Here is a 24165-nt window from a genome sequence, read left to right on the forward strand (position 1 = left end):
GCTAACGATTTCCGTTCTCCAGGAACCACCACTTGGGCGTGTCCTTGCGGCTGCGTGCGCGTTGCCACATCGATACCAAGCGGCCCTGAAGCAACGTGGTGGCTTCATCCACGGTGTCGGCCACGAACACGAATTCCAGTTCCTTGCGGCCTATGGTGCCCTCGGCCACCATACGATCAATCTGCTGGAGCATGGGTGCCCAGTAGTTCTTGCCGTACAGCAATATGGGGAAGTCCTTCACCTTGCCCGTCTGGATGAGCGTAATGGTCTCGAAGAGCTCGTCCACCGTGCCTGCACCACCGGGCATCACAACGAAACAAACGCTGTACTTCACCAACAGCACCTTGCGCACGAAGAACCGGTCGAACGAAAGGCTGACGTCCAGGTACGGATTCGGGTCCTGCTCGTGCGGCAGCACGATGTTGCACCCTACGCTCTTCGCGCCCACATCGCGGGCACCACGGTTCGCCGCTTCCATGAGGCCCGGGCCACCGCCCGTCATGATGGTGAAACCCACACGCCCGATGCGTCGCGCGAGTTCCCGGGTGTCGACGTAATACCGATGGTCTTCCTTGAACCGCGCGCTACCGAAGAAGGTGACGCAGGGGCCCACGAAGTGCAGGTTGCGGAAGCCATAGATGAACTCGCGCGCGATGTTCACCACGCTCTTGAACTCTTTCCACCGCGATCGGGGTCCCTCCAGGAAGCGGAGGTCGATACCACCTCGAGGGGACTGGGGACGGTGTTTTCCGTCGCTGCTCTCTACCGGCACGCCGCGAAACTACCGGTAGCCCTGTGCCATCGCTTGGCGGCGATCCTCGACTGGTCGCCCTTGAACGCCTGTTCACCGTTCGGATCCCAAGACTTGACCCAACCATGACCGGCCCCGGACCGTTGGCCGTGTGACCGACGGCTATTTTCGTCGGCCTTCAACCAGCCCCTTGTTGCCGACGCCCATGCGCCACTACCTGTTTCCTGCCCTGTTGACCGTAGCTACCGTCAACGCCCAACAGGCTCCTTCCATCTATTGCACCACGCACGATGAAGAGCGATTGCACGCTATGCTGGGCCACGACCCGTTGCGGATCGCACAAGCCGAAGCAGCGCAGGCGGAGCTCGAGGCCTTCACGGCGCAGTTCGAAGCACAACGAGCCCAAGGCATTGCCAAGGGCGGTGGAAATCCGGTGATCCCGGTGGTCTTCCACATCATCCACAACAACGGCCCCGAGAACATCAGCAATGAGCAGATCGAGGATGCCATGGTGGTGTTGAACAATGACTTCAACAAGCTGAACGACGACTGGGACAATGTGAACCCGGCGTTCCTGGGCATTGTGGCCGACGTCGGCATCACCTTCAAACTGGCCCAGAAAGACCCCGACGGCAATTGCACCAATGGCATCACACGTACCGTGAGCCCGCTTACGAACGATGGCACGCAGACCATGAAGGACCTGATCCAGTGGCCGCGCGATATGTACCTGAACGTTTGGGTGGCCGCCAGCGCTGACGGTGCCGCGGGCTACACCTACCGCCCCGGCGCGGTGAACAACTGGCCCGAAGGAGATGGCATCGTGCTGCTCCACGATTACGTCGGCACCATAGGTACTGGCGCTGTGAGCCGCAGCCGCACCCTTACCCACGAGGTGGGGCACTGGATCAACCTCAACCACGTGTGGGGGCCCACCAACGAACCGGGCCTTGCCAGCAACTGCAGCGAGACCGATAATGTGAGCGATACCCCGCCCACCGAAGGTTGGCAGAGCTGCAACATCAACGGCAATACCTGCACCGCTCCCGTTGACAACGTGGAGAACTACATGGAGTACAGCTACTGCAGCAAGATGTTCACCGAAGGCCAGAAAACACGCATGCTGGCCGCGCTGAGCAGCGGCACAGCGCAGCGCAACCAACTGACCACTGCGCAGAACCTGGCCGACACAGGCGTGGATCAGCCTGCAGCGCTGTGTGCAGCCGTGTTCACCACGAACACGCGCACGGTTTGCGCCGGCAGCCCCGTCCAGTTCACCGATCTCAGTTTCAACTTCGTGAACAACTGGCAATGGGACATGCCCGGTGCACAACCCAGTTCCAGCTCCGACCAGAACCCCAGCGTCACCTACAATTTGCCCGGCGTTTACGACGTGACCCTCACGGCCGGTGACGGCAACGGCACGGTGAGCGCCACTGAAGCAGGGTACATCGTAGTGTTGCCCGCCCCCGGTACCACGGTCCCTGTGGTAGAAGGTTTCGAGTCCTTGAACGCGTTGCCCGGCAATGAATGGACGGTGATGAACGCCAACGCCGATGAGGCCTTCGAGATCACCACTGCGGCTTCGTACAGCGGGAGCAAGAGTACGCGCCTGCGCAACTACACTTCACAGGCCACCAACCTCGATGAGCTGATCAGCGGCACGTACGACATGAGCAATGCCAGCGATATCATCATAAGCTGGCGTTTTGCGTTCGCCCAGCGCAACAGCGACAACGACGACAAACTGCGCCTGTACGTGAGCAATGACTGCGGTGCCACCTGGAACATGCGCAAGCAACTGCGCGGCACCACCGACCTGGCCACCGTGAACCCCACCAACGCCCAATTCACGCCCACGCAACAAAGCCAGTGGGGCTATGAGGAAGTGACCAACATCCTGAGCAATTATCACGTGGCCGACTTCCGTTTCAAGTTCTGGTTCGAGAGCGACGGCGGCAACAACCTCTACATCGATGACATCAACATCAACGGCCAGCCCGTGGGCATTGAGGACCTGGTGCTCGGCGGTGGTAGCGCACTGGTGGTGCCCGACCCCGTGGACGATGCAGCCGAGCTGCTCGTGAGCATCGAACAGCCGACCGATGTGCGCATTGATGTGGTGGATGCCCTCGGACGCGAGATCGCTCAAGTGTTCAATGGAACCTTGGCTTCCGGCGACCAACGCATTGCCCTGCCCGTGCACCTGCTGGAGAGCGGGATGTACTTCGTGCGCATGAGCGACGGACAGCACCTGAGCACCGTGCGTTTCGCGGTGCGCTGAGCATGCGCAAGGTCGTCGTTATCGCATTGGTCTTGGGCATGCTGAGCGCCTGCGAACGGGCGGGCAATGCGGCAAAGGAGACCATCAGCAAAGGTGGTGAGGTAGCTGGCCAGGCGGCCAGCGAGTTCATCAAGGGCGCCAAGGAGGGCGTGGAGAAAACCATGGCGCTCACCGTGGAACTGGATAGTACGCTCGGCAACAGGGGTGCATCGCTCGGCAAGACCGAAATGAGCGACGACTATTCGGCCTTGCAGGTGTACATCATCCTGGACCGTGACCTGTCCGATACGCTCGTGGCAAAGGCCTACGATGCCGATGGTCTGGAGATGGGCCGTGCCCGGTTCGGTGTGAGCGGCAAGGCCGGCGATGCGGGCTGGCATACCATCACCTTCCCGGAACAGACCGATCTGGAGGCAAAGGGGAAAGTGGTGATCGGGATGCATCCCTGATCGGTCACCCTCGCAGAATGACGAAGGCCGCTCACGCGGCCTTCGTGCTGAACAGGATAACCCAGCTCAGGACTTCTTGTAGCCCATCAGGATGGTGACGCAGCCCACCGGCACCAGGTCATTGGCGCTTTTGCGATCGGGCACGTACACCAGCACTTTCAGTTGCGTGGTGCTTTCCACCTTCAGGTCGAAGGTGTGCTTGGGCTCATCGGCCAGGCTTTCGAAAATGGTGCGGTTGCCCGCGTCCACCAGCTTCCAGTTCACTTCGCCCAACGACGGGTGCGTGCAAACCAGCAGGCGGTAATCCTGACCGCTGTAGAAGGTCATGCTCACCTCCGCTTCTTCGCCTGGGGAAAGCTGGGCAGCGTTGAAGGTCTCGTTGAAGGTGTACGGCTCCAACTGCGGGATGCACTTGTTCTTGGCGAAGCTGCGGCACTGGGCATCGGCCACGTTCGGTGCGATGCAGGCGGCAATGAGGGCGGCAGTGGCCGCGATCGAGCGTAGTGTGATCATGGCCATGGTCACTGGATATAAGCGTTACGGATGCTGGCTGCTTTGTCGCGCAATGCTTTGAGCTGGTCATCGGTCAGCGTAGCGGGTGTTCCCCCTCCGATCACGGTAACGCCGCTCGCGTTGGTGCTGGTGGTGGTGGCCGCTGCTCCCGTGTTCACTCCCTCGAAAAGGGTTTGCAGCGCCTTCATGTCGGCGATGACGCCTTGCACGGCCTGATCGTCCGGATGATCGCCCAACAAACTGATGATGTCGCCCAGTGAGAGCTTCTGCTCGGCGATGCGTTGGCGCAGCGCGTCGTTCGGCTTGGTGGCCGCCACTTGGGTGGCGATGTACAGGCCTTCCGTCCATCCAGCGGCGATCATCAGCGCGCTGAGATGGCTGCGGCCCTCCTCTTTCAGGTAACCGTCCATGTCCCAATAGGTGGTGGTCACGATGTCAATGAGCTTGTCGCGGTCCTCCTTGGCGTCCTGCAATGCTTGCAGCGTGCTGTCGCTGAAGGCGCTGCTGATACCGAGGTTCTTGGCCAGGTTCTGGGCCGCGGCGGTGAAGAGCATGCTCTCCTGCGTTTGGTTGAAGATGCTGGCGTAGCTGAGATCCGCGCCGTAAACACCCAAGTTGATGGCCTGCTTGCTCGCCGTGGTGTAGTTGCGCCAGGTATTGGGATCGCTCAGGATATCAGTATCGTACTCGGCCCCGGCATCCTGCAGCAGGCTGGCCGTCTGCATGGGCGACGGGATGGTGCGGAAGATCTTCTTGGTCTTCTGCTTCAGCGCCTCGGAGGTGCTGTCGGCACCGTCTGTGACGAGCTGGTCGCCGGTTTGCTGACCGCCGCCACAGGCCATGGCCAGCATAGCGATCGGTAGCAGTCGGATGAGTTTCTTCATGGTAAGGGAGGACACGTTCGTGGTCGCGCCAAAGATGCCCGTGGAAGCCCCGACCCTAGTGGGCTTCCAGCCAGTTTTTCCCCACCGCCATGTCAACAAGGAGCGGTACGTTCAGTTGCATGGCTCCCTCCATCCGGCCCCGCACCATCGCTTTCAGGTCCTCCACCTCCGCCCGATGGGCGTCGAACACCAGTTCATCGTGCACCTGGAGGAGCAGCTTGCTGCGCATGCGGCGCTGCTGCATTTCCCGATGGATGCTCACCATGGCCACCTTGATGATGTCAGCAGCCGTGCCCTGCATGGGCGCGTTGATGGCGATGCGTTCGGCTTGTGCGCGCACCGTGTTGTTGGCGCTGGTGATGTCCGGCAGGTAGCGTCGGCGGCCCATCAGGGTCTTGATGTAGCCGTGCGTGCGGCAGAAGCCGATCATCTCATCCATGTAGTTGCGCACACCGGGGAATTGCGCGAAGTAGTCGTCGATGATCTGTTTCGCCTCAGCCCGCGGGATCCCCAGGTTCTGTGAAAGTCCGAAGGCCCCTTGTCCGTATGCGATGCCGAAGTTGACGGCCTTGGCGCGGCTCCGCTGGTCGCGGGTAACGGCGGCGATGTCCACGTTGAACACTTTGGCTGCCGTGGCCGCGTGGATGTCGAGCCCGTGGCGGAAAGCCTCCTGCATATTGTGGTCGCCGCTCATGTGGGCAATGATGCGCAGCTCGATCTGGCTGTAGTCAGCGCTGAGCAATTGGTATTCTTCGTTGCGTGGCACGAAGGCTTTCCGGATCTCGCGGCCTTTCTCCGTGCGTATGGGGATGTTCTGCAGGTTGGGATCGTTGCTGGCCAGGCGGCCCGTGGCGGCCACGGTCTGGAGGTAGCTGGTGTGCACGCGGTGCGTCACGGGATCAGCAGCTTCCGGCAACGTGTCCACGTAGGTGCCCTTCAGCTTGCGCAAGCTGCGATAGTCCAGGATGAGCGGCACCACTGGATGCGCGTTGCTGAGTTCCTGCAGGATGTCCTCGCTGGTCTGGTACTGGCCCGTCTTGGCGGTCTTCTTCACTTTATCCCCTCCGATCTTGAGGGTCTCAAAGAGCACGTCGCCGAGCTGCTTCGGACTGTCGATGTTGAAGGGCACGCCACAGGCTTTGTGGATCTCTTCCTGCAAGCGCAGCAGGTCCGTGCCGAGTTCCTCGCTGAACTGTTTGAGGGCCGGGATGTCGATGCGGATGCCCTCGGTTTCCATGTCCGCGAGCACGTGCACCAACGGCATCTCCACATCGTTGAAGAGCTTGGTCACCTCGTCCTCTTCGAGCAGCGGCGCGAACTTCTCGCCGAGCTGCCACGTGATGTCGGCGTCTTCGGCGCTGTACTCCTTCACCGCGTTCACATCGGCGTCGCGCATGCTCTTCTGCGTCTTGCCGCGCTCCTTCGGACCGATGAGCGTTTCGATGCTCACCGGGCGATAACCGAGGTACACCTCGCTCAGGTAGTCCATCCCGTGTTTCTGCTGATCGGGTTTGAGCAGGTAGTGCGCGACCATCGTATCGAAGAGCGGGCCTTTCACCTCTACCCCGTAGTTCTTCAACACGCGGATGTCGTACTTGGCGTTCTGGGCCACTTTGCCGATGGCCTCGTTCTCCAGCATCGGCTTGAAGATGTCAACGATGCGCTGTGCTCCTTCGCGATCCGCGGGTACTGGCACGTAGTAGCCTTCGTGCGCTTTCCAACTGAAGGCGAGACCGACCAGCTCAGCGGTGCGCTCATCCGTTCCCGTGGTCTCGGTATCAAAGCAGAACCGCGGTTGCTTCTTCAACTGGGCCGCGAGCATGTACATCTTCTCGTTCGTGTCCTCCAGGAAATAGCGGTGCGGCACCGTGTCGATGTTGGCGAACTCTTTCAGTTCGACATCCCCGTCCGCGTCCACGCTCGTTCCGAACAGATCGACTTGTCCGCCTTGACCCTCTCCGGCTCCCCCGGCGGGGGAGAGCCGCGAGCTGCTCCCCTTGGAGGTTAGGCCACCCACTTGGGCACTTGCCTGATCAGCTGGTGCAAGCACACGCGCCGTCAGGTTCTTGAATTCAAGTTCGCTGAAGACCTCCAGCACTTTGGCTGCATCCGGCGGGTCCAAGTGCAGCGCATCGTGGTCCAGTTCCACGGGAGCATTGATGTTGATGGTGGCCAACATCTTGCTCATGCGCCCCTGTTCCGCGAAGGCGATCACGTTCTCCTTCTGCTTGCCTTTCAATTGCTCGGCCCCGTCGATCACGCCCTCCAGCGATCCGAACTGCTGCACGAGCTTCATCGCGGTCTTCTCGCCGATACCGGGAATACCCGGGATGTTATCCACCGCATCACCCATCAGGCCAAGGATGTCCTTCACCTGCTCCGGACTGGTCAATCCTCCCCAGCGCTCGCAGATCTCTTTGGGCCCGAGCTTCTCCGGCGGATCACCACCGCGGCCGGGTTTGTACATGACGATCCTGTCGCTCACCAATTGCCCGAAGTCCTTGTCCGGCGTTATCATAAAAGTGGTGTAGCCTTCCAACTCGGCCTTCTTCGCCAACGTGCCGATCACATCATCCGCTTCGTAGCCGTCACTCTCGAGGATGGGGATGTTCATCGCCTCGATGATGCGGCGGATGTACGGCAAGTTGGTGCGGATGTCGTCCGGCATCTCTTCGCGGTTCGCCTTGTAGTCGAGCAGTGTTTCGTGGCGCTCCGTGGGTGCCGACGTATCGAAGACCACGGCCAGGTGCGTTGGTTTCTCGCGCTTGATCAGATCGAGCAATGTGGTGGTGAAACCGAAGGCAGCGCTGGTGTTAAAGCCCTTGCTGTTCACGCGTGGCGCGCGGATGAAACTGAAGTAGGCGCGGTAGATGAGCGCGAAGGCGTCGAGGAGGAAGAGGCGCTTGTCGTCGCCGTTGGTCTGTTCGGACATGGCGGCAAGGTAGAAGCGTGGAAGAACGAATCGTAGTTAGCGGAAGCCAAGCCGGGTCATTGGGCCGAAGCACCGCGCGCCAACTGCGCAACACCAATCATCGGTGCAGTCAGTGCACGATCATCAAACGCGACCGGTACAAGCCAGCAGGGCTGAACAACAAAGCGGTATATGTCCCCACAGCCCATCGCGACACGTCGAGTTCAACGACCGATCGCTGCACTGCGCTCTGCGAAGCGATCAAACGACCGATCTCGTCGTACACCAACAAGTTGCCACCCATCACGCCCGTATTCACACCAATGGTCACCACATCGGATGCCGGATTTGGGTGTACATAAACCCGCGGCACGCCGTGTTGCTCCTCCACCCCCACATGCACCACCTCAATGCATGTATCGGGCACCACCGCATCAAGGTCCAAGCGGCCGATGAATTCTTGGTAGAGCTCGGCGTGCGTTGAGGGCATGGCGAAGTACAGATCATCCTGGAAGATGGTCATTTTCTGACCACCACCTACGGTGGGTCCGCCAAGGGCGCAGAGCTGATGGCCATCGTAGCGCCAGATGTCGTAAATGGTGGTATCGCCCACCAGGTGTCCTGCACCGGCGATGTACAGATCGCCCTCATGCACGAGCATGTCCCACACATGATTCACGAAGGTGATCCCGTTGGGCGCGAACTGCAACCAGTCAGAACCATCCCACACACGAATGTGGTCACTGAGCCCTGGCTCCTGCAACCAACCGCCCACGAACAGCGAATCGCCATAGCCTTGGATAGAGGCGATGAAGTAGAAGCCAGGCACTCCTCCGTCCAAGCCACACCACTGGTCCACGCCATCGAAGGCCACGATCTTGCGCGAGCCGAGCGCCTCGAAGATGCCGCCGAAGTAGTACACCCCATTGTGGTAGTGCGCTTCGTACACCGCGCTGGGTGCTGGGATCGGATTGTTGGGCAACGGCTGCCAAGCACCACCGATCCACTCGTTGGGGCTGGGCATGCTGGTGCCGTACACCGAATCGGCCAGGCCGCCCCGGAACAAACGGCCGTTCACCTCGTGGAGCCACGCAGGTGCGTTCGGTTGGCCGCAGGGCAGCCAGGTGGTGTCGGCTAGCATGGCTATGTAGGCTAAAGAGGTGTCGTATCGCCACCCTCCTGTGTAGGGTGCGACGAACAACGTGTCATGGAATAGCGCGATGCTCGGCAGCGTATGGTATTGGCAACCGAAAAGCGTATCAGCCCCTCCGCCCGCGAACCCTGTATCGCTCCACTGGATTCCGTCCCAGCGCACTAAATGGTGCGCTGCAAGCGAATCAACATTGGTTGTGCAGAATGCGCCCCCAACAATCAGTTGGGTGCTGTCGTTGGTGTGCTCGAATGCCCCGACAAAAAAGTCCAGGCCACCATTGAGACTCTGCCATTGAGCTGGTGCACCGCATGCTGTGATCGCGAGAGCGATCATCACGATCAACCTTTTCATCGCACCGTCGTGAAACGGACGTGCAACGGGCCCTCAGGGCTGTCGGCGACTACGGTGTAAGTCCCGGATGGCCAACCGGCAATATCGATCTGAACGCTTGCACGATGTTGCGCGTGTTCCGAGGCCACAGTGCGGCCCAACTCGTCGTACACCACCACGTTGCCTTCCAGCACCCCCCCGTCGAGCCCAACGTTCACCATGCTCGACGCAGGGTTGGGATAACACCACAGCCCTGCGTGTTGCGTGGCCGTAGGTCCGGTCACGGCATCCACCAGATCGTACCTGATCTGCGCTATGTAACCATCGTAAGCGGTAGCGCCCAGCGGCACGAGGTCGCAATAGGGCTGGTAGCCCGGCAAATTGGGGCATGATACGGGGAAGGCTTGGGTGCTGCGACTGCTGCCCGCTATGTACACCCGTGTGTCGTTGGCCGTTATGCCCCCGCACAGATCGATCCCCTGGCCCCCGAAATAGCTGGCGCCGAGCAGTGCACCAGCGCTGGAGAACTTGGCCACATAGGCATCGGTGGTGGCCTGATCCCCATCGTTGTGGTGTTCTTCGAAGTAGATGCCCGTGGGTTGGTTCCACGGCAGTATGGGCTGGTCGGTGCCGAAGGTCCACCCGCTGGCGGTGTTGCCGAACAGGAGCACATTGTCCTGCCCGTCGCATGTAACGCGCGGCCGGGCGCGCTCGGGCAACGGGCCTACCACACCGAAGGTGATCAGCGCATCCTCCTCCTGCGGCCCGCCCACCTTGGTGCTCCAAAGTAGCTGGGTGCCTGCGCTGAATTTGGCGATGAAGTTCTCATAGAAACCCATGGAGGGTTGGCCCTCGAAGTAGCCCCCGTTGTCGCAGCAAGGGAAATAGTGTTCGGTGGGAGAGCCTTGGCAGGTCACGAAATTGCATCCGCCTGTATTGGTGATGCCTGCGACGAAGACCTCCCCGAGGTCGTTGGTGGTAACACTGGTGATGAACTCCCACTCGCCTTGGCCGCCGAAATACGTGCTCCACTCCAGCGCCAGTGTAACGGCATTGAACCGGGCGATGAACCCGTCGGAATGGCCCAGGCCGAAGTTGCCATCGCCGTTGAGCCCGTTCTGGAAATAGCCACCGGCGTTGCACAGCGGGAATTGGAAGACCTGGGGCGTGCAGTTCTGGGCGCCCGTGCGCGGCGATATCGTTGAACCGACCACGTACACCTTGTCGTTGGGCCGGTCGATGTGCAGGTCGTACACCACCTCATCCTCCGGGCCACCGAAGGTGGTGCCCCAAAGCAGGTTGCACTGCGGATCGAACTTGTTGATGAAACCGGTGTGGAACAGCGGTCCGTTCTCCGGGCCGACGCCGGTCCAATAGTCGGTGGCACCCGCCAGGTCCGGTATGTCATCCGGGCCAATGCCCGTACCCGTCACAAAGAAGTTGCCGTCCTTATCGAAGTCGATGGCCGCGCAGGAGACGAGGTTGTTCTGGATACGCGTGAAGTATTGGACCTGTCCATTCAACGCATTGAATAAGCCAACGGAACCAGTGCCGGATCCTTGGAAGCTGTTTGGGTTTCCTAAGAGTGGCACACCGGGCATACTCTCCGTCGCCCCGCACACCCCCACCCGATCGAACACCGGGTCGTAGGCAATGGAACGGCTATCGTTCGTGTCGCCATTGCCGTAGTATGTGAACCAAGTTCCGGGCACCTCGATCTCGTAGTGCTCGTTGAACCGGCCAAGGATCATGTCGCCGCTGCCTGCGTAAGAGAACAAACCACCGGTACCCGGGAGCCCTAGCGCACTACTGGACGTCCCCGTGAAATAGACATAGCCCTCATCGTCGTGGGTAAGGTCGGCCATGAAGTCGTTGGCGGTACCGTTCATGAAAGAGCACCACTCGGGCAAGGGGTTGCCGCCACCGCCCATGCCACCAGCGCCGGAGAAAGGTGTGATAACTATGACCAAGGGCAACGATGGATCGTACGCCCCGAACTCGAAGGTCACAATGTCGCTGCCGGGTGTGTGCTCATACTCCGGCGTCCATGGCACATAGTTGATGGTGTTGCCGTCCTGCTGAAAGGCAAAGCCCTCGTTGAGCACCAAGTAGCGGTTGCCGATCCATGCTTTCAGGAAACCCATCGGATCGATGTGCAGTTCATCGTGCCCCTCGAAGAGGAGCATGATGTCGGCCGGATCGCCACCGGGCCGCATGACGATGTACCACTTGGGCCCGTATTGGTTGCTCAGCACATGCAGATCGATGTAAGGGGCTACGTCCTCGAAGACCAGATGCTTCGAGCCGTCCACACCGGTTACACCTTGCGGGCAGTGCTCCAGGTAGAAGTTGTAGTGGCAATCGACATGGGCGGCATCCACCGGAAGGCTCGCTTGGTTCACTTCGGAGAGGATGGAGAAGTCGATCTCGGCGATGGAATCGTTGGTTTCGTTGGTGAGCGTAATGCCCACCTTGCCGCCTTCGTACACCCAAACACCAACCGGCCCCATGATGGAGTGGTTGGCGATCTCGGGCCTCAGTGCGCCCGTGATGTCCGCTGCTTGGCCACGGTTGAAGAGATAGGTCCAACTGCTGCCAAAAGGCTCTTCCAGCGGATCATGAGGAATGAACAACTGCGCCTTGGCAACCAAAAGCAGGACAACAGCACACACGGTGGAAACGGATCGCTTTTTCATGGGCAGGGGCAAAAAAGGTTGGCTGAACGAAGGTGCGCAACTTCGATCGAACAACCAAATGGCAGCGGAGCCGTCCCTCACCGCTCCTTCCACACCACCTCCAGCACCGTCTGGCCCACGGCCTTCAGCGTTGTGGGATCAATGACGTCCATGTTGTCGTCGTGGGTGTGCCAGCTGGGGTGAAAGCCGTTGTTTGCAGTATTGTGCTCGATGATGTCGATGGTGGGGATGCGCAAACGCTCGTTCACCGGCACGTGGTCGTCGATGCCCACGTAGTACTTCGTTTCATCCAGGAAGCGGTCGCCGTAGCCGAGCTGGGCGGCGGTGCCCCACACACGATTGACGATCTGCGGAGCGAACTTCATGCTGAAGGCCTCCTTGGGGAACCGGGCATCGCGCGCACCGCACATGTCGAGCAGGATGCCGAAGCGCGCCGTGTAATCCTTCACGTGCGGGTTCTTCGCCCAGTATTGCGCACCGAGCGCCCACGTGTCCGTGCTATTGCCCGACTCCGTCATGGAGCCCCCCGGTTCGCCGTAGTCCTCCACATCGGTGAAGAAGAGATCCACACCGATCTCCGACGGGTGCGCCTTCAGGTGGCGCGCGATCTCCAGCAGGATGCCCACACCACTTCCACCATCGTTCGCTCCGAGGATCGGTTCGCTCATGCGCTCATCGTCCTTGTCGGCAAAGGGCCGCGTGTCCCAATGCGCCATGAGCAGCACACGGTGCTTCAGCTCCGGTTTCCAACTGGCGATGATGTTGCGCAACGGCATCTGCTGCTTGTTGAACACCGTGACTTTCCCCTGCTGCTCAATGACCGTGTCGGCATACTGGCGCAGGAAAGCCACCATCCAATCACCGCACGCCTGATGCTGCTTCGTGCCCGGAACCCGCGGACCGAAATCCACCTGGCGCTTCACATAGGCAAAGGCACTGTCGGCCTGGAACTGCGGCGTGGGCGGCAGAACGGGCTGCTCCACTTTGGTGGTGGGCTGCGTCGGCACGGTGCCACCATTGTCCGGTGCGCAGGAGCGAAGGAGCACCAGTGCAACAAGCAACGCCAGAAACCCGAGGGCGATGATCCGGTTACGCATGGCTCCAGGTGGTTCCTTCTTTCGTGTCCTTGATGGTGATGCCGATCGCGGCCAGCGTGTCGCGGATGCGGTCACTGGTGGCGAAGTCCTTGTTGGCCTTGGCATCGGCGCGCATGGCCAGCAGCACGTTCATCAGTTCGTTGCTCAGGCCGTCGTCCTTCTTCACCTCTTCATCGCGGATGCCCAGCACGTCCTGCATCATGGTGCGGTAGAGGACCTTCAAACGTTCGATGCTTGCGGCCGTCAGCTGTGCCTTGCCATCGTTGGCCGAGTTGATGGTGCGCACGCCGTCGAACAACTGCGCGATCATCACCGGCGTGTTCAGGTCGTCGTTCATCGCAGCGTAGCACGCGTCTTCCAACGCCGTCACGTCCAGGTCGTCCGTCGCACCGGGCTTCACCTTGTCCAGGACTGCAACGGCCGCGCGCAACTTCTCCAGTCCCTTCTCCGAGGCCTGCATGGCCGCGTTGCTGAAATCGAGGGTGCTGGCGTAGTGCGTTTGCAGCATGAAGAAGCGCACCGTCATGGGCGAGTAGCCACGCTCCAGCAATTTGTGGTTGCCGGTGATGAGCTCTTCCGGCGTGAATCCGTTGCCCTCGCTCTTGGCCATCTTCCGGCCGTTGACGGTGAGCATGTTGCCGTGCATCCAGTAGCGCACGGGCGCTTGCCCATCGGCAGCCACGCTCTGTGCGATCTCGCACTCGTGGTGCGGGAACTTCAGGTCCATGCCACCGCCGTGGATGTCGAACGTGCGGCCCAGGTACTTGGTGCTCATGGCGCTGCATTCCAGGTGCCAACCGGGGAAGCCTTGGCCCCAGGGGCTCGGCCAATGCATCAGGTGGTTCGGCTCGGCCTTCTTCCAAATGGCGAAATCGAGCGGGTTCCGTTTTTCGTCCTGGCCCTCGGTATCGCGCGTGTTCGTGATCAGCTCGTCGATCTTCCGTCCGCTCAGTTCGCCGTAAGCGTGCGCCTTCGCGAACTTCTCCACGTCGAAGTACACGCTGCCGTTCACCTCGTACGCGTAGCCGTTGGCCACGATGCGTTCCACCATGCCGATCTGCTCGATCAAGTGACCGGTGGCGGTGGGCTCGATGCTGGGCGACTGGATGTTGAACAGCCGCATCACGTCGTGGAACCCGTTCGTGTACTTCTGCACGATCTCCATCGGCTCCAACCGTTCGAGCCGCGCGCGCTTGGCGATCTTGTCCTCACCGGCATCCACATCGTCCACCAAGTGGCCCACATCGGTGATGTTGCGCACGTAGCGCACGGAGTAACCGATGTGCTTGAGCCAGCGGAACAGGATGTCGAACGTGAGGAAGGTGCGCACGTTGCCGAGGTGCACATCGCTGTACACGGTGGGACCGCATACATAGAGGCCTACGTGCCCAGGGTTGTGCGGCGTGAACAGCTCTTTCTTGCGCGTGAGCGTGTTCGAGATGACGAATTGCGAACGGTCCTTGTCTGCCATGGCTGTGCCTTGGAGACCGGGCTCGCAAAGGCAGCGCGAATGTAGAAGCGCCCCAGCAGCCGGGCCGTTAAGTCATTGCTTGTCCTCGGCGGTGAGGGGCGTATCGCCGATGTACCGGCCACCCTCGTACACCTCGATGCGCTGCAGCTCGCCGCTCTTCGCGTAGCGGTAGCGCTTGCCGTTCCACAACTGGCCGTTGCGGAACTCGCCCACCTGGGTGATGCGCTTGTGCTGGTCGTACAGGGTATTGAAGCCGTTCTCATTGAAGCGGTCGGCCGGATTCACGGCCTCGCTGGCACTGACTGCCGGTGCAGCCTTGGTCGGTTCCTCCTTGGGCAGGTCGGTGGCGGGCTTGCTTACAGGGCGCAGGAACTTGTTGTTCCCGGCGTTGACCACGCCGTTGTTGAACGTGGCCGTTTGGTGCAGGTCACCGTTGGCGTAATAACGCTTCAGGGTGCCGTCCTCCTTGCCTTCGTTGATGTTCACTTCCACGGCCAGTTGGCCGTTCTCGTGGTAGTACTTCTGCACGCCGTCGCGCACCCCGTAATCGTTGAAGACGAAATCCTGCTGAGGCTCACCGTTGGGGTGCCAGCGCCTGAAGTTGCCGGTGTTGCGGTCAAGGTCCCAGTTGCCTTCTTCCTCCAACTGGCCGTTCTCGTACCACACTTTGTACTCGCCGCGCGGACGGCCCATGTCGTACGTGATCTCGCTCATGAGCTTACCACTGGGCCAATAGCGGTGCCAGGTGCCCGTGCGTTTGTTGCTGGTGTAGCGGCCTTCCTCTATCAAAGCACCGTCGGCATAGCCGGGCTTGGAGGGTATGGGGGCGGTGATGCGCCAATGGCCCTGTTTGCGGCCTTCGGCATCCACCCGGTTCAGGGTGTCTTCCTGGGTCTGGTGGAACATGACCCCGTCACCGGCGAAGGCCATGACGGGCAGGGCGCACTGGGCAACCAGTGTGAGCGTACGGAGGAGCGGGGAGCGCATCTGTCGGGCGGAAAAACGCCCGTCGATACGGAAGGCCGGCCTCAGGGGTTACCGGACAGCATGGGCTTCAGGTGCTTCGTCATCTCGTCCACCATGGCGCGGAGGTCGAACTGCGGTTTCCAACCCCAATCCGCGCGTGCAGCGCTGTCATCGATGCTGCGCGGCCCCCTATCGGCGATGGCCTGGCGGTGGTCCGGGGCATAGCTCATCTTGAACCCTGGGATGTGCCGTGCGACTTCCTCCGCGATGGGAGCGTTGCCCATGTGCTGGATGTTCATCGGAAGCCTCGCTGCGGCCCAGCTCGCCACCCCTGCTTTGCTTGTCCGACTGGCCGCGCCACAGGCAATGTCACCGGGGATGCAAATCCCGGAGCGACGATCTCCAAAACAGGACACTTCTTCAGGCAAGCTAAGTTCGGACGCTTCTGCACCATACGGTGGAAATGCTCACGACCAGGAATGCTCCATTCTCGCGCTTGGCCATTGTGGCCGTGATGACGATCGTAGTGACCTGGACCTGCCTCAAGGCACAGCCATGGCAGGATATCATCTCGTGGGACGCGTTCGGCTACTATCTGTACCTACCTGCGGGTCTTCTGCACCATGACATCGCACTGATGGACATGTCGTGGTTCGAAGATGTGTTCCGGACCTACGAGCCATCTGGCACGGTTTATCAGATCAACGCCGTCGAGGATGGTGGCCATGCCATAAAGTACTCGATGGGTCTGGCGATCCTATGGGCTCCCTTCTTCGCCTTGGGTCATCTGATGGCACAGTTCACGGGGTACCCCGCCGACGGTTTTTCCAGGCCTTACGAGATTGCGATGTTGTTCGCCACCTGGAGCTACCTCCTCCTCGGGCTGATCTGGTCCCGCTTAGCGCTCTTGAATTTCTTCAACGACCGGTCGATCGCACTGACGATCTGCCTGCTGGTTCTGGGCACCAACGTGTTCGACCAGTCGGTTTTCCACATGATGATGCCGCACATATTCCTGTTCACACTTTTCGCCGGCATACTTCATTACACGATACGGTGGGAGCGCGACGGGCGGACACGCCATCTTATTGTGATCGCACTGCTCATCGGTCTGTCCGCTCTGGTCCGGCCAACCGCCATCGTGGTCGTGGTGATCCCGCTGTTCTGGGGGTGGAGCACCGACAAAGTCCCGATGGTGATCGAACTCCTACGCAAGCATCCACTGCGACTTCTGATTGCCTGCGTGGTGATCGGCGTCGTCTGCCTGCCGCAGCTGCTCTATTGGAAGAAGGTCACCGGCGGCTTCTTCTACATGGGCTACAGGAATCCAGGGGAGGGTTTCGATCTCGGGAGCCCGCACATTGGCCAGGTGTTGTTCAGTTTCCGCAAGGGGTGGCTGCTGTACACTCCCCTCATGGTCTGCGCTCTCCTGGGTTTTGCACTGCTCCGGGGGCATGCGGCACGCGGATTTCGCGCCATTGTGGTCTTCTGTTTGGTACATCTGTACATCGTGTCCAGTTGGTCATGCTGGTGGTATGCAGACAGCTTCGGGCACCGGGCTATGCTGGAATCATACGCGTTCCTGTTGATGCCCCTATGCGCCTTCGTGTCCAGATCGCTGGTCGCGCGTATGGAGATCAAGTGTGCGGCGTTGGTCGGTTTCGGGGCGTTCGTGGTGCTCAACCTGTTCCAGACCTGGCAGTGCTCGGAGGGCATTCTGCACTCCTCCCGAATGACCCGGAAGGCGTATACGATGGTCTTCGGAGAACGGGAGAAGCCTCCTGGGCTGGAGGAGGCACTGCTGGTGCAGCGCGCCTATGATGGCAGCATGGATCCGCCGGACCTGTCGCGCTACATCGCCCTGCCGGTCGTGGTCAAGAACTATGACGCACCTGAAGGCAACATTCCGGCTGACCAGCTCACGGATACGGTCAAACACGGCGGCGCTCGTTCGTTGTTCATCGATCCGAAGGTCGGCTGGTCGCCGAGCGTCGCAATGACATACTCCGACCTCACCTCAAGGGACCATCTATGGGTGCGGTTCACCTTGCACGTATACGTTCCACCGGGCAGTCCGCCCGTCGATTGCGCCTTGGCGGTTTGCATGGAACATCGTGCACAGAAGTATGGGGACCGGGTGAGACCCATTGCACCGGAAGAACTGGTCCCGGGTCAGTGGAACGAGGTGTCCATGTGGTTCCTTACCCCTGCGGTCCGCAACGGCGATGACCTACTGTACGGCTACCTCTGGTTGCGCGACACGCTCCCTGTATGGATCGATGATGCGCGAATCGAGCCGTTCGAGCGCAAGGAATAGAAAAGCGACCTCAGTGCCAGTGATCACTGTGCATCTGCCCCGCGGGAATGTGGGACACGCCCTTCAGGCACTGGTGGAAGCATCCACCCGCAACATGGGCTTCAGATGTTCCATCATCTCATCCACCATGGCGCGGAGGTCGAACTGCGGTTTCCAACCCCAATCCGCGCGTGCGGCGCTGTCATCGATGCTGCGCGGCCAGCTGTCCGCAATGGCCTGGCGGTGGTCCGGGGCATAGCTCATCTTGAACCCTGGGATGTGCCGTGCGACTTCCTCCGCGATCTGCTTCGGGCTGAAGCTGAACCCGGCCAGGTTGTACCCGCTGCGGATCTTCACCTTTTCGGGCGGGGCTTCCATCAGGTCGATGGTGGCGCGGATGGCATCGGGCATGTACATCATCGGCAGGGTGGTTTCCGGCCCGAGGAAGCTGGTGTACGCACCGGTCTTGATGGCCTCGTGGAAGATGTGCACGGCATAGTCCGTGGTGCCCCCGCCGGGTGCGCTCTTCCAACCGATGAGGCCGGGATAGCGGATGCTGCGGACATCAACACCGTATCGCCTGTGGTAATACGCGCACCACTGTTCACCGGCCTGCTTGCTGATGCCGTACACCGTGCTCGGCTCCGCAATGGTGTGCTGGGGCGTGGCGTCTTTGGGGGTGGTGGGCCCGAACACGGCGATGCTGCTGGGCCAATAGACCTTCTTGATCTTGCCTTCGCGCGCCAGTTCCAGCACAATGAACAGGCTCTCCATGTTGAGCTTCCATGCAAAGGCCGGGTCCTTCTCGGCCGTGGCGCTCAGCAGAGCGGCGAGCAGATAGACTTCCGTGATCCCGTGCTTGTCGATGACGCGCTCGATCCCGCGGCGGTCCATGGCATCCACCATGGCGAACGGGCCGGCCTGCTTGGCCCCGCCGTCGCGGGATGGGGACACTTGCGGCTCTTTGATGTCGCTGGCCACCACGTTGTCCGTGCCGAAACGGGCGCGCAGGCCCTCCACGAGTTCGGTACCGATCTGGCCGCTGGAGCCGATGACGAGGATCTTCTTCATCGCTGGAAGTTGGTGCGGCCAAAGCTAAACGGGGCCTCAGGCCAGCATCGGCCCTGCCCTACTTTCGCAGCGAATGGACGGCCCGGACACCCATCACCTGCGCAACCTGCTGGCACCCGAACTGCTTCGGAAGCGGCTGGAGAGCGAGACCGCCCCGCGCACCACGCTGTCGTTCTACCGGTACGTGCGGCTCCGCGAAGTGGAGGCGCTCCGGCACCACCTCTACATGGAATGGGAACGCCTGGGTGTGCTCGGCCGCATCTACTTGGCGCCCGAGGGGATCAACGCGCAAGTAAGCGTTCCCTCGCACCGGCTCCAGGACTTCCGCAAGGCCCTTGACGTGCGTCCGGAATTCGCCGGAGTCCCTTGGAAGATCGCTGTGGAAGATGACGGCAAGAGCTTCCTGAAGCTGGCCATCAAGGTGAAGAAGAAGATCGTGGCGGACGGCCTGGCCGATGACGACTTCGACGTGACCAACGTGGGTGCCCATCTCGACGCCGCCACCTTCAACCGGAAGATGGCCGAGGGCGCGGTGGTCATCGACATGCGCAACAACTACGAGTGCGCGATCGGCCACTTCGAGGGGGCGTACTTGCCCAAGGCGGACAATTTCCGTGGCGCGATCGATGAGGTGGTGGATATGCTCCGCTCAAGGGAACCGCAAGCATCGGATCAGGGCACCCGTACCGTCGACCCACCGGGTCGACACGCCGTCGAGCACGAGGTATTGCTTTACTGCACGGGCGGCATCCGCTGCGAAAAGGCCAGTGCCTACCTGAAACACCAGGGCTTCACCAGGGTGGGACAGTTGCACGGCGGCATCATCGACTATGCGCGGCAGATCAAAGCGCAGGGCCTGCCCAGCAAGTACAAAGGCCAGAACTTCGTGTTCGACGAGCGGCTGGCGGAGCGCATCACGAATGAAGTGGTGGGCCGCTGCATGCAGTGCGGCCAACCGAGCGACCGCATCGCCAACTGCATGGAGGCCAGCTGCAACGTAATGCTGGTGCAGTGCGAGGCCTGCGCCACCAAGTACCACGATTGCTGCTCGCCCAGCTGCCGCGAGATACACGACCTGCCCCAAGCCGTGCAGCGTGAATGGCGCAAAGGGCGGGTGACGCGCAGTACATGGCAGAAAGCCATTGGCGACGGCGTGGCGTGGCAAGCCCACATACAGCAAGAGGAAACACGGCTGTGCACCGAGGGTACACTTCATCCTGAATTGACGAAGCTCATATCGGAACACCTGTACGGGCGCGAATTTTCGCGTCCTCACCAATAGCGCAACAGGCGGGACGCCTGTTGGACCCCATGCCCATCTACCACTCCCTCGGCAAGATCCCGCACAAGCGGCACACCGTGTTCAAGAACGGGAAGGACCGCTACTTCTACGAGCAGCTCTTCGGCACCATCGGCTTCGATGGCATGAGCACCCTGAGCTACCACGTGCACCGCCCCACCATGGTGAAGGAGCTGCGCAAGCCCAAGGACGTCACGCCGAAGATCGCCATCGAGAAGAACATGCGCTCGCTGCGGCTGCACGGCTTCAAGACCAAGCCCGAGAAGGACCACCTGGCCGCACGCAAGACCATGCTGGTGAACAGCGACTGCGCCATCGTGCTCGCCGCGCCGCAGGCCAAGAGCGTGGACTACTTCTACAAGAACGCCGACTGCGATGAGATGATCTTCGTGCACAAGGGCAGCGGCACCCTGCGCACCTTCCTGGGCAACATCGACTTCAAGTACGGCGACTACCTGATGATCCCCCGCGGGATGATCTACACCATGGAGTTCACCGACAGCGACAACCGCCTGTTCATCGTGGAGAGCCACCGCCCCATGTACACACCCAAGCGCTACCGCAACTACTTCGGCCAGCTGCTGGAGCACTCGCCGTTCTGCGAGCGCGACATCCGTCGCCCGAAGAAACTGGAGACGCACGATGAGAAGGGCGACTTCGTGATCAAGGTGAAGAAGCAGAACATGCTGCACGAGCTGGTGTACGCCAGCCACCCCTTCGACGTGGTGGGCTGGGACGGCTACAACTACCCCTACGCCTTCAGCATCCACGACTTCGAGCCCATCACCGGCCGCGTCCACCAGCCGCCGCCCGTACACCAGACCTTCGAGACCGACGCCTTCGTGGTGTGCAGCTTCTGCCCGCGCCTCTACGACTACCACCCGCAGGCCATCCCCGCGCCGTACAACCACAGCAACATCGACAGCGACGAGGTGCTGTACTACGTGGACGGCGACTTCATGAGCCGCAACGACATCGGCCCGGGCCACATCAGTTTGCACCCCGCCGGCATCCCGCACGGTCCGCACCCCGGCGCCATGGAGCGCAGCATCGGCAAGAAAGTGACCGACGAGCTCGCCGTGATGGTGGACACCTTCAAGCCCCTGATGGTGACCGAGGAGTGCTTGAAGATCGATGACGGGAAGTACTGGAACAGCTGGGTGGAGTGAGTGTGGATGCGTTGGACGTGTCGGCTCGAAGACTCACCGTCGCGCTCTCCGCTCATACTCTAGACTTGCCCGCCTCGAAGATGGAGATCTTCGAGGCGGGCAAGTCTAGAGTATGAGCGGAAAGCCCGACCCGAGGCATTTGCGAGGGACACGCCCCAATGACCTTCCTCATCCACCGCCCCGCAAAATGTCCGAACTTTGAAGCACGGACCAAAACCAGCAACCCATGAGGAACTTGCTCATTGCACTTTCGACCTTGGTGGCCTTGGCCTCTTCTGCCCAAGACAAGACGGAGTTGTTCGTATCCATCCCTTGCCGTGTCCCGGCGGATCAGGTCACCTTCGTGTACAACGCGGAAAACCAGGTCCTGAGCGGGTATCCGGTGCGGATCGCCACCATGAAGAAGACGACGACCCGCCGTTCGTTCAATGACCTCACCGAGCGGGAGCGCAACCGTCTTCAAAAACAGGCTCGCCGTGCACATGCCTGCGAGATCGTGGTCATCGACAGGTACCAGCGCCCTCCCGGCTCGACGGTCGTGACCGCGGAGATGGAGGCGCGCATGCAGCAGGAGATCCAATTCTACATGGTGCAGCGTAGACGGCCCTGTCCCGAATGCCCGACCGCAAGTAACTGAACAAGAACCCGATCATCCGATCGACACATCGAACGACCAATGGCAAGCGGACTGAAAGACGTCGACTACGGCCTGGAGAAGATCATGAAGGATGCCGAGGACTTCCTTCCCCTCTGGGGCACCGACTACGTGGAGCTCTACGTGGGCAATGCGAAGCAGAGCGCGCACTACTACAAGACCGCCTGGGGCTTCCAGAGCCTGGCCTATGCGGGCCTGGAGACCGGCGTGAAGGACCGCACGAGCTATGTGCTGGTGCAGGACAAGATCCGCTTGGTGCTCACCACGCCGATGACACCGGACAGCCCGATCAACGAGCACCTGCGCAAGCATGGTGATGGCGTGAAGGTGATCGCCCTGTGGGTGCCCGATGCGCGCAAGGCCTGGGAGGAGACCACCAAACGCGGCGCGAAGAGCTTCATGGAGCCGGTGCGCGAGGAGGATGAGCACGGCTACGTGGTGAAGAGCGGCATCCACACCTACGGAGAAACGGTGCACATCTTCGTGGAGCGCAACGAGTACAAAGGCCCCTTCATGCCCGGCTACAAGGCCTGGAAGAGCCACTACAATCCCACGCCTGTTGGCCTCAAGTTCATCGACCACATGGTGGGCAACGTGGGCTGGGGCGAGATGAACACCTGGGTGGACTTCTACGCCCGCGTGATGGGCTTCGCGCAGTTGGTGAGCTTCGACGACAAGGACATCAGCACCGAGTACACCGCGCTGATGAGCAAGGTGATGAGCAACGGCAACGGCCGCATCAAGTTCCCGATCAACGAGCCGGCCGAAGGCAAGAAAAAGAGCCAGATCGAGGAGTACATCGACTTCTACCACGGCGCCGGTGTGCAGCACATCGCCGTGGCCACCAACAACATCATCGAGACGGTGAGCGCGCTGAAGGACCGCGGCGTGGAGTTCCTCTACGTGCCGCCCAGCTACTACGACACCGTGATGGACCGCGTGGGCGAGATCGACGAGGACCTGGCGGTGCTGAAGCAGCACGGCGTGCTGGTGGACCGGGACGACGAGGGCTACCTGCTGCGGCTCTTCACCAAGCCGGTGCTGGACCGTCCCACGATGTTCTTCGAGATCATCCAGCGCAAGGGCGCCAAGAGCTTCGGCAAGGGCAACTTCAAGGCGTTGTTCGAGGCGATCGAGCGGGAGCAGGAGAATAGAGGGACGCTGTAGGTGACCCTGAGATCACACATGCGAGGGGCGTCCAGTGGGCGCCCTTCGTCATTTCATTAGCACGAAGCGTCCTGTTCCGAACTGCCCGCCTGAACCGCTGAGCGTATAGGTGAACACACCAGGCGGGATGGTACCGGTGGCATATTGAAGCCCTGGCACAAGCCTTTGCCTCAGGACCATTCTTCCATCCATCGCATGGATCGTCACATGCATTGGTGTGTCCGCGATCAAGCTGAAACCGCCATCCGGTGCCACATGGAGGGCAGGCCTCATCCCGCTTGCTGCTTCAACTCCATCGTCAACACCCAATGCCCCTGGCAAGGGACAATAATGCACAGACCAGAGCACGTCCACTTCGTTGCGTTTGTAGCACCATAAATGGGCGCCATCCCCGTAGTACTGCGGTAGCTCATGTGTGATGCCGGTCGTACTTCCCACGCCTTCAATGAAGTCGTGCAGGACCTCCCCCCATAGCGTCGTGGACAAACCCCACCGCCGATGGAAAACTCCATCGTTGAGTTGCACACTGTCCAAAGAAACAATTATCGTAGGTGTGGGTGGCCAGCCGAGCAGACCGAAGTCAAAGTAGTCGTGGATGGTATCGCCGAGCTCCAGGTTGTAGTCGTACAAAAGGCGGTCCGATTGGAGGACATGGTCGTACTGAAACACCAGGCTGGCAACCGTATCCTCGCGCAGACAGAGGTTGGTGATCGTGGTCGCGGGTATCACGTAGTAGCCTGGTGGGCAGAAGGGAGGGCCATCGATATCCGCAATGGTCCGGTAACCGAACCGGGCATATGTCGCCCCGTTGATGACCGTATCGCCATCAATGAACCAATTCCTTGCTGAGACCCAGCCACAGATTGTCGGAGATTCGTACACTGCAACGTCCCAGCTCGCTTCTGGACGCAGCAAAAGCTGATGACCCTGGCCGATACTCAGCAGTGGTAATATGGCAGTGTATGCCAGCAAACTTATGTGCGTTGCTTCCATGGTCATTCG

Annotated in this window: 19 protein-coding genes; 7 read left to right on the forward strand and 12 right to left on the reverse strand. The window is 60.7% G+C overall.

Annotation, left to right across the window (positions count from 1 at the left end; all coding sequences use genetic code 11):
- Position 1: 1 nt before the first annotated feature.
- Positions 2-718 (reverse strand): TIGR00730 family Rossman fold protein, encoded by a 717-nt coding sequence (locus IPJ76_05625; GenBank protein ID QQR88400.1) that lies wholly within the window; start codon positions 716-718, stop codon positions 2-4.
- Positions 719-956: 238 nt separating this feature from the next.
- Here IPJ76_05625 and IPJ76_05630 point away from each other — a divergent pair, with 238 nt between their 5' ends.
- The gene (locus IPJ76_05630; GenBank protein QQR87707.1) at positions 957-3035 is read left to right on the forward strand and encodes a T9SS type A sorting domain-containing protein; all 2079 of its coding nucleotides are present in this window, start codon (positions 957-959) and stop codon (positions 3033-3035) included.
- Positions 3036-3037: 2 nt separating this feature from the next.
- Positions 3038-3484, forward strand: a complete 447-nt coding sequence (locus IPJ76_05635; protein QQR87708.1) for a hypothetical protein — start codon at positions 3038-3040, stop codon at positions 3482-3484.
- A 66-nt stretch (positions 3485-3550) separates the two neighbouring features.
- On the opposite strand, the gene IPJ76_05640 is transcribed toward IPJ76_05635, so the two are convergent.
- The 9 genes from IPJ76_05640 to IPJ76_05680 all read right to left on the reverse strand — a co-directional run bounded on the left by IPJ76_05640 (position 3551) and on the right by IPJ76_05680 (position 15789).
- A complete protein-coding gene (locus IPJ76_05640) occupies positions 3551-3997 on the reverse strand; it encodes a hypothetical protein (GenBank protein ID QQR87709.1) in 447 nt (148 codons plus the stop codon).
- Positions 3998-4005: 8 nt separating this feature from the next.
- Positions 4006-4881 (reverse strand): hypothetical protein, encoded by an 876-nt coding sequence (locus IPJ76_05645; protein QQR87710.1) that lies wholly within the window; start codon positions 4879-4881, stop codon positions 4006-4008.
- 55 nt (positions 4882-4936) lie between these two features.
- On the reverse strand, positions 4937-7813 hold the full coding sequence (polA, locus tag IPJ76_05650) for a DNA polymerase I (GenBank protein ID QQR87711.1): 2877 nt from the start codon (positions 7811-7813) through the stop codon (positions 4937-4939).
- Between the two features lie 109 nt (positions 7814-7922).
- Positions 7923-9278 carry a T9SS type A sorting domain-containing protein gene (locus IPJ76_05655; GenBank protein QQR87712.1) on the reverse strand — a complete coding sequence of 452 codons (1356 nt, stop codon included), beginning with the start codon at positions 9276-9278 and terminating at the stop codon, positions 7923-7925.
- Between the two features lie 14 nt (positions 9279-9292).
- A complete protein-coding gene (locus IPJ76_05660; GenBank protein ID QQR87713.1) occupies positions 9293-11971 on the reverse strand; it encodes a T9SS type A sorting domain-containing protein in 2679 nt (892 codons plus the stop codon).
- Between the two features lie 77 nt (positions 11972-12048).
- The gene (locus tag IPJ76_05665; protein ID QQR87714.1) at positions 12049-13068 is read right to left on the reverse strand and encodes a M28 family peptidase; all 1020 of its coding nucleotides are present in this window, start codon (positions 13066-13068) and stop codon (positions 12049-12051) included.
- Positions 13061-14539 carry a cysteine--tRNA ligase gene (locus IPJ76_05670; protein QQR87715.1) on the reverse strand — a complete coding sequence of 493 codons (1479 nt, stop codon included), beginning with the start codon at positions 14537-14539 and terminating at the stop codon, positions 13061-13063. Before IPJ76_05670 ends, IPJ76_05665 begins: the two co-directional genes overlap by 8 nt.
- A gap of 72 nt (positions 14540-14611) precedes the next feature.
- Positions 14612-15526, reverse strand: coding sequence for a toxin-antitoxin system YwqK family antitoxin (locus IPJ76_05675; protein QQR87716.1), 915 nt, complete (start codon positions 15524-15526; stop codon positions 14612-14614).
- Between the two features lie 41 nt (positions 15527-15567).
- Entirely contained in the window at positions 15568-15789 is a 222-nt protein-coding gene (locus IPJ76_05680; protein ID QQR87717.1) for a hypothetical protein, read from the reverse strand.
- A gap of 179 nt (positions 15790-15968) precedes the next feature.
- Here IPJ76_05680 and IPJ76_05685 point away from each other — a divergent pair, with 179 nt between their 5' ends.
- Positions 15969-17822 carry a hypothetical protein gene (locus IPJ76_05685; protein ID QQR87718.1) on the forward strand — a complete coding sequence of 618 codons (1854 nt, stop codon included), beginning with the start codon at positions 15969-15971 and terminating at the stop codon, positions 17820-17822.
- Positions 17823-17885: 63 nt separating this feature from the next.
- On the opposite strand, the gene IPJ76_05690 is transcribed toward IPJ76_05685, so the two are convergent.
- The gene (locus IPJ76_05690) at positions 17886-18872 is read right to left on the reverse strand and encodes an NAD-dependent epimerase/dehydratase family protein (protein ID QQR87719.1); all 987 of its coding nucleotides are present in this window, start codon (positions 18870-18872) and stop codon (positions 17886-17888) included.
- Between the two features lie 73 nt (positions 18873-18945).
- Here IPJ76_05690 and IPJ76_05695 point away from each other — a divergent pair, with 73 nt between their 5' ends.
- The 4 genes from IPJ76_05695 (at position 18946) to hppD (ending at position 23163) form a co-directional block, all read left to right on the forward strand.
- On the forward strand, positions 18946-20154 hold the full coding sequence (locus tag IPJ76_05695) for a rhodanese domain-containing protein (protein QQR87720.1): 1209 nt from the start codon (positions 18946-18948) through the stop codon (positions 20152-20154).
- Between the two features lie 29 nt (positions 20155-20183).
- Positions 20184-21341: a homogentisate 1,2-dioxygenase gene (locus IPJ76_05700; GenBank protein ID QQR87721.1), complete on the forward strand. Its 1158-nt coding sequence runs from the start codon at positions 20184-20186 to the stop codon at positions 21339-21341.
- Positions 21342-21576: 235 nt separating this feature from the next.
- On the forward strand, positions 21577-21978 hold the full coding sequence (locus IPJ76_05705) for a hypothetical protein (protein QQR87722.1): 402 nt from the start codon (positions 21577-21579) through the stop codon (positions 21976-21978).
- A 39-nt stretch (positions 21979-22017) separates the two neighbouring features.
- On the forward strand, positions 22018-23163 hold the full coding sequence (gene hppD, locus IPJ76_05710; protein QQR87723.1) for a 4-hydroxyphenylpyruvate dioxygenase: 1146 nt from the start codon (positions 22018-22020) through the stop codon (positions 23161-23163).
- A 48-nt stretch (positions 23164-23211) separates the two neighbouring features.
- On the opposite strand, the gene IPJ76_05715 is transcribed toward hppD, so the two are convergent.
- Positions 23212-24162: a hypothetical protein gene (locus tag IPJ76_05715; GenBank protein ID QQR87724.1), complete on the reverse strand. Its 951-nt coding sequence runs from the start codon at positions 24160-24162 to the stop codon at positions 23212-23214.
- Positions 24163-24165 lie beyond the last annotated feature (3 nt).

The sequence above is a fragment of the Flavobacteriales bacterium genome, from assembly GCA_016699575.1.
Taxonomy (GTDB): Bacteria; Bacteroidota; Bacteroidia; order Flavobacteriales_F; family PHOS-HE28; genus PHOS-HE28.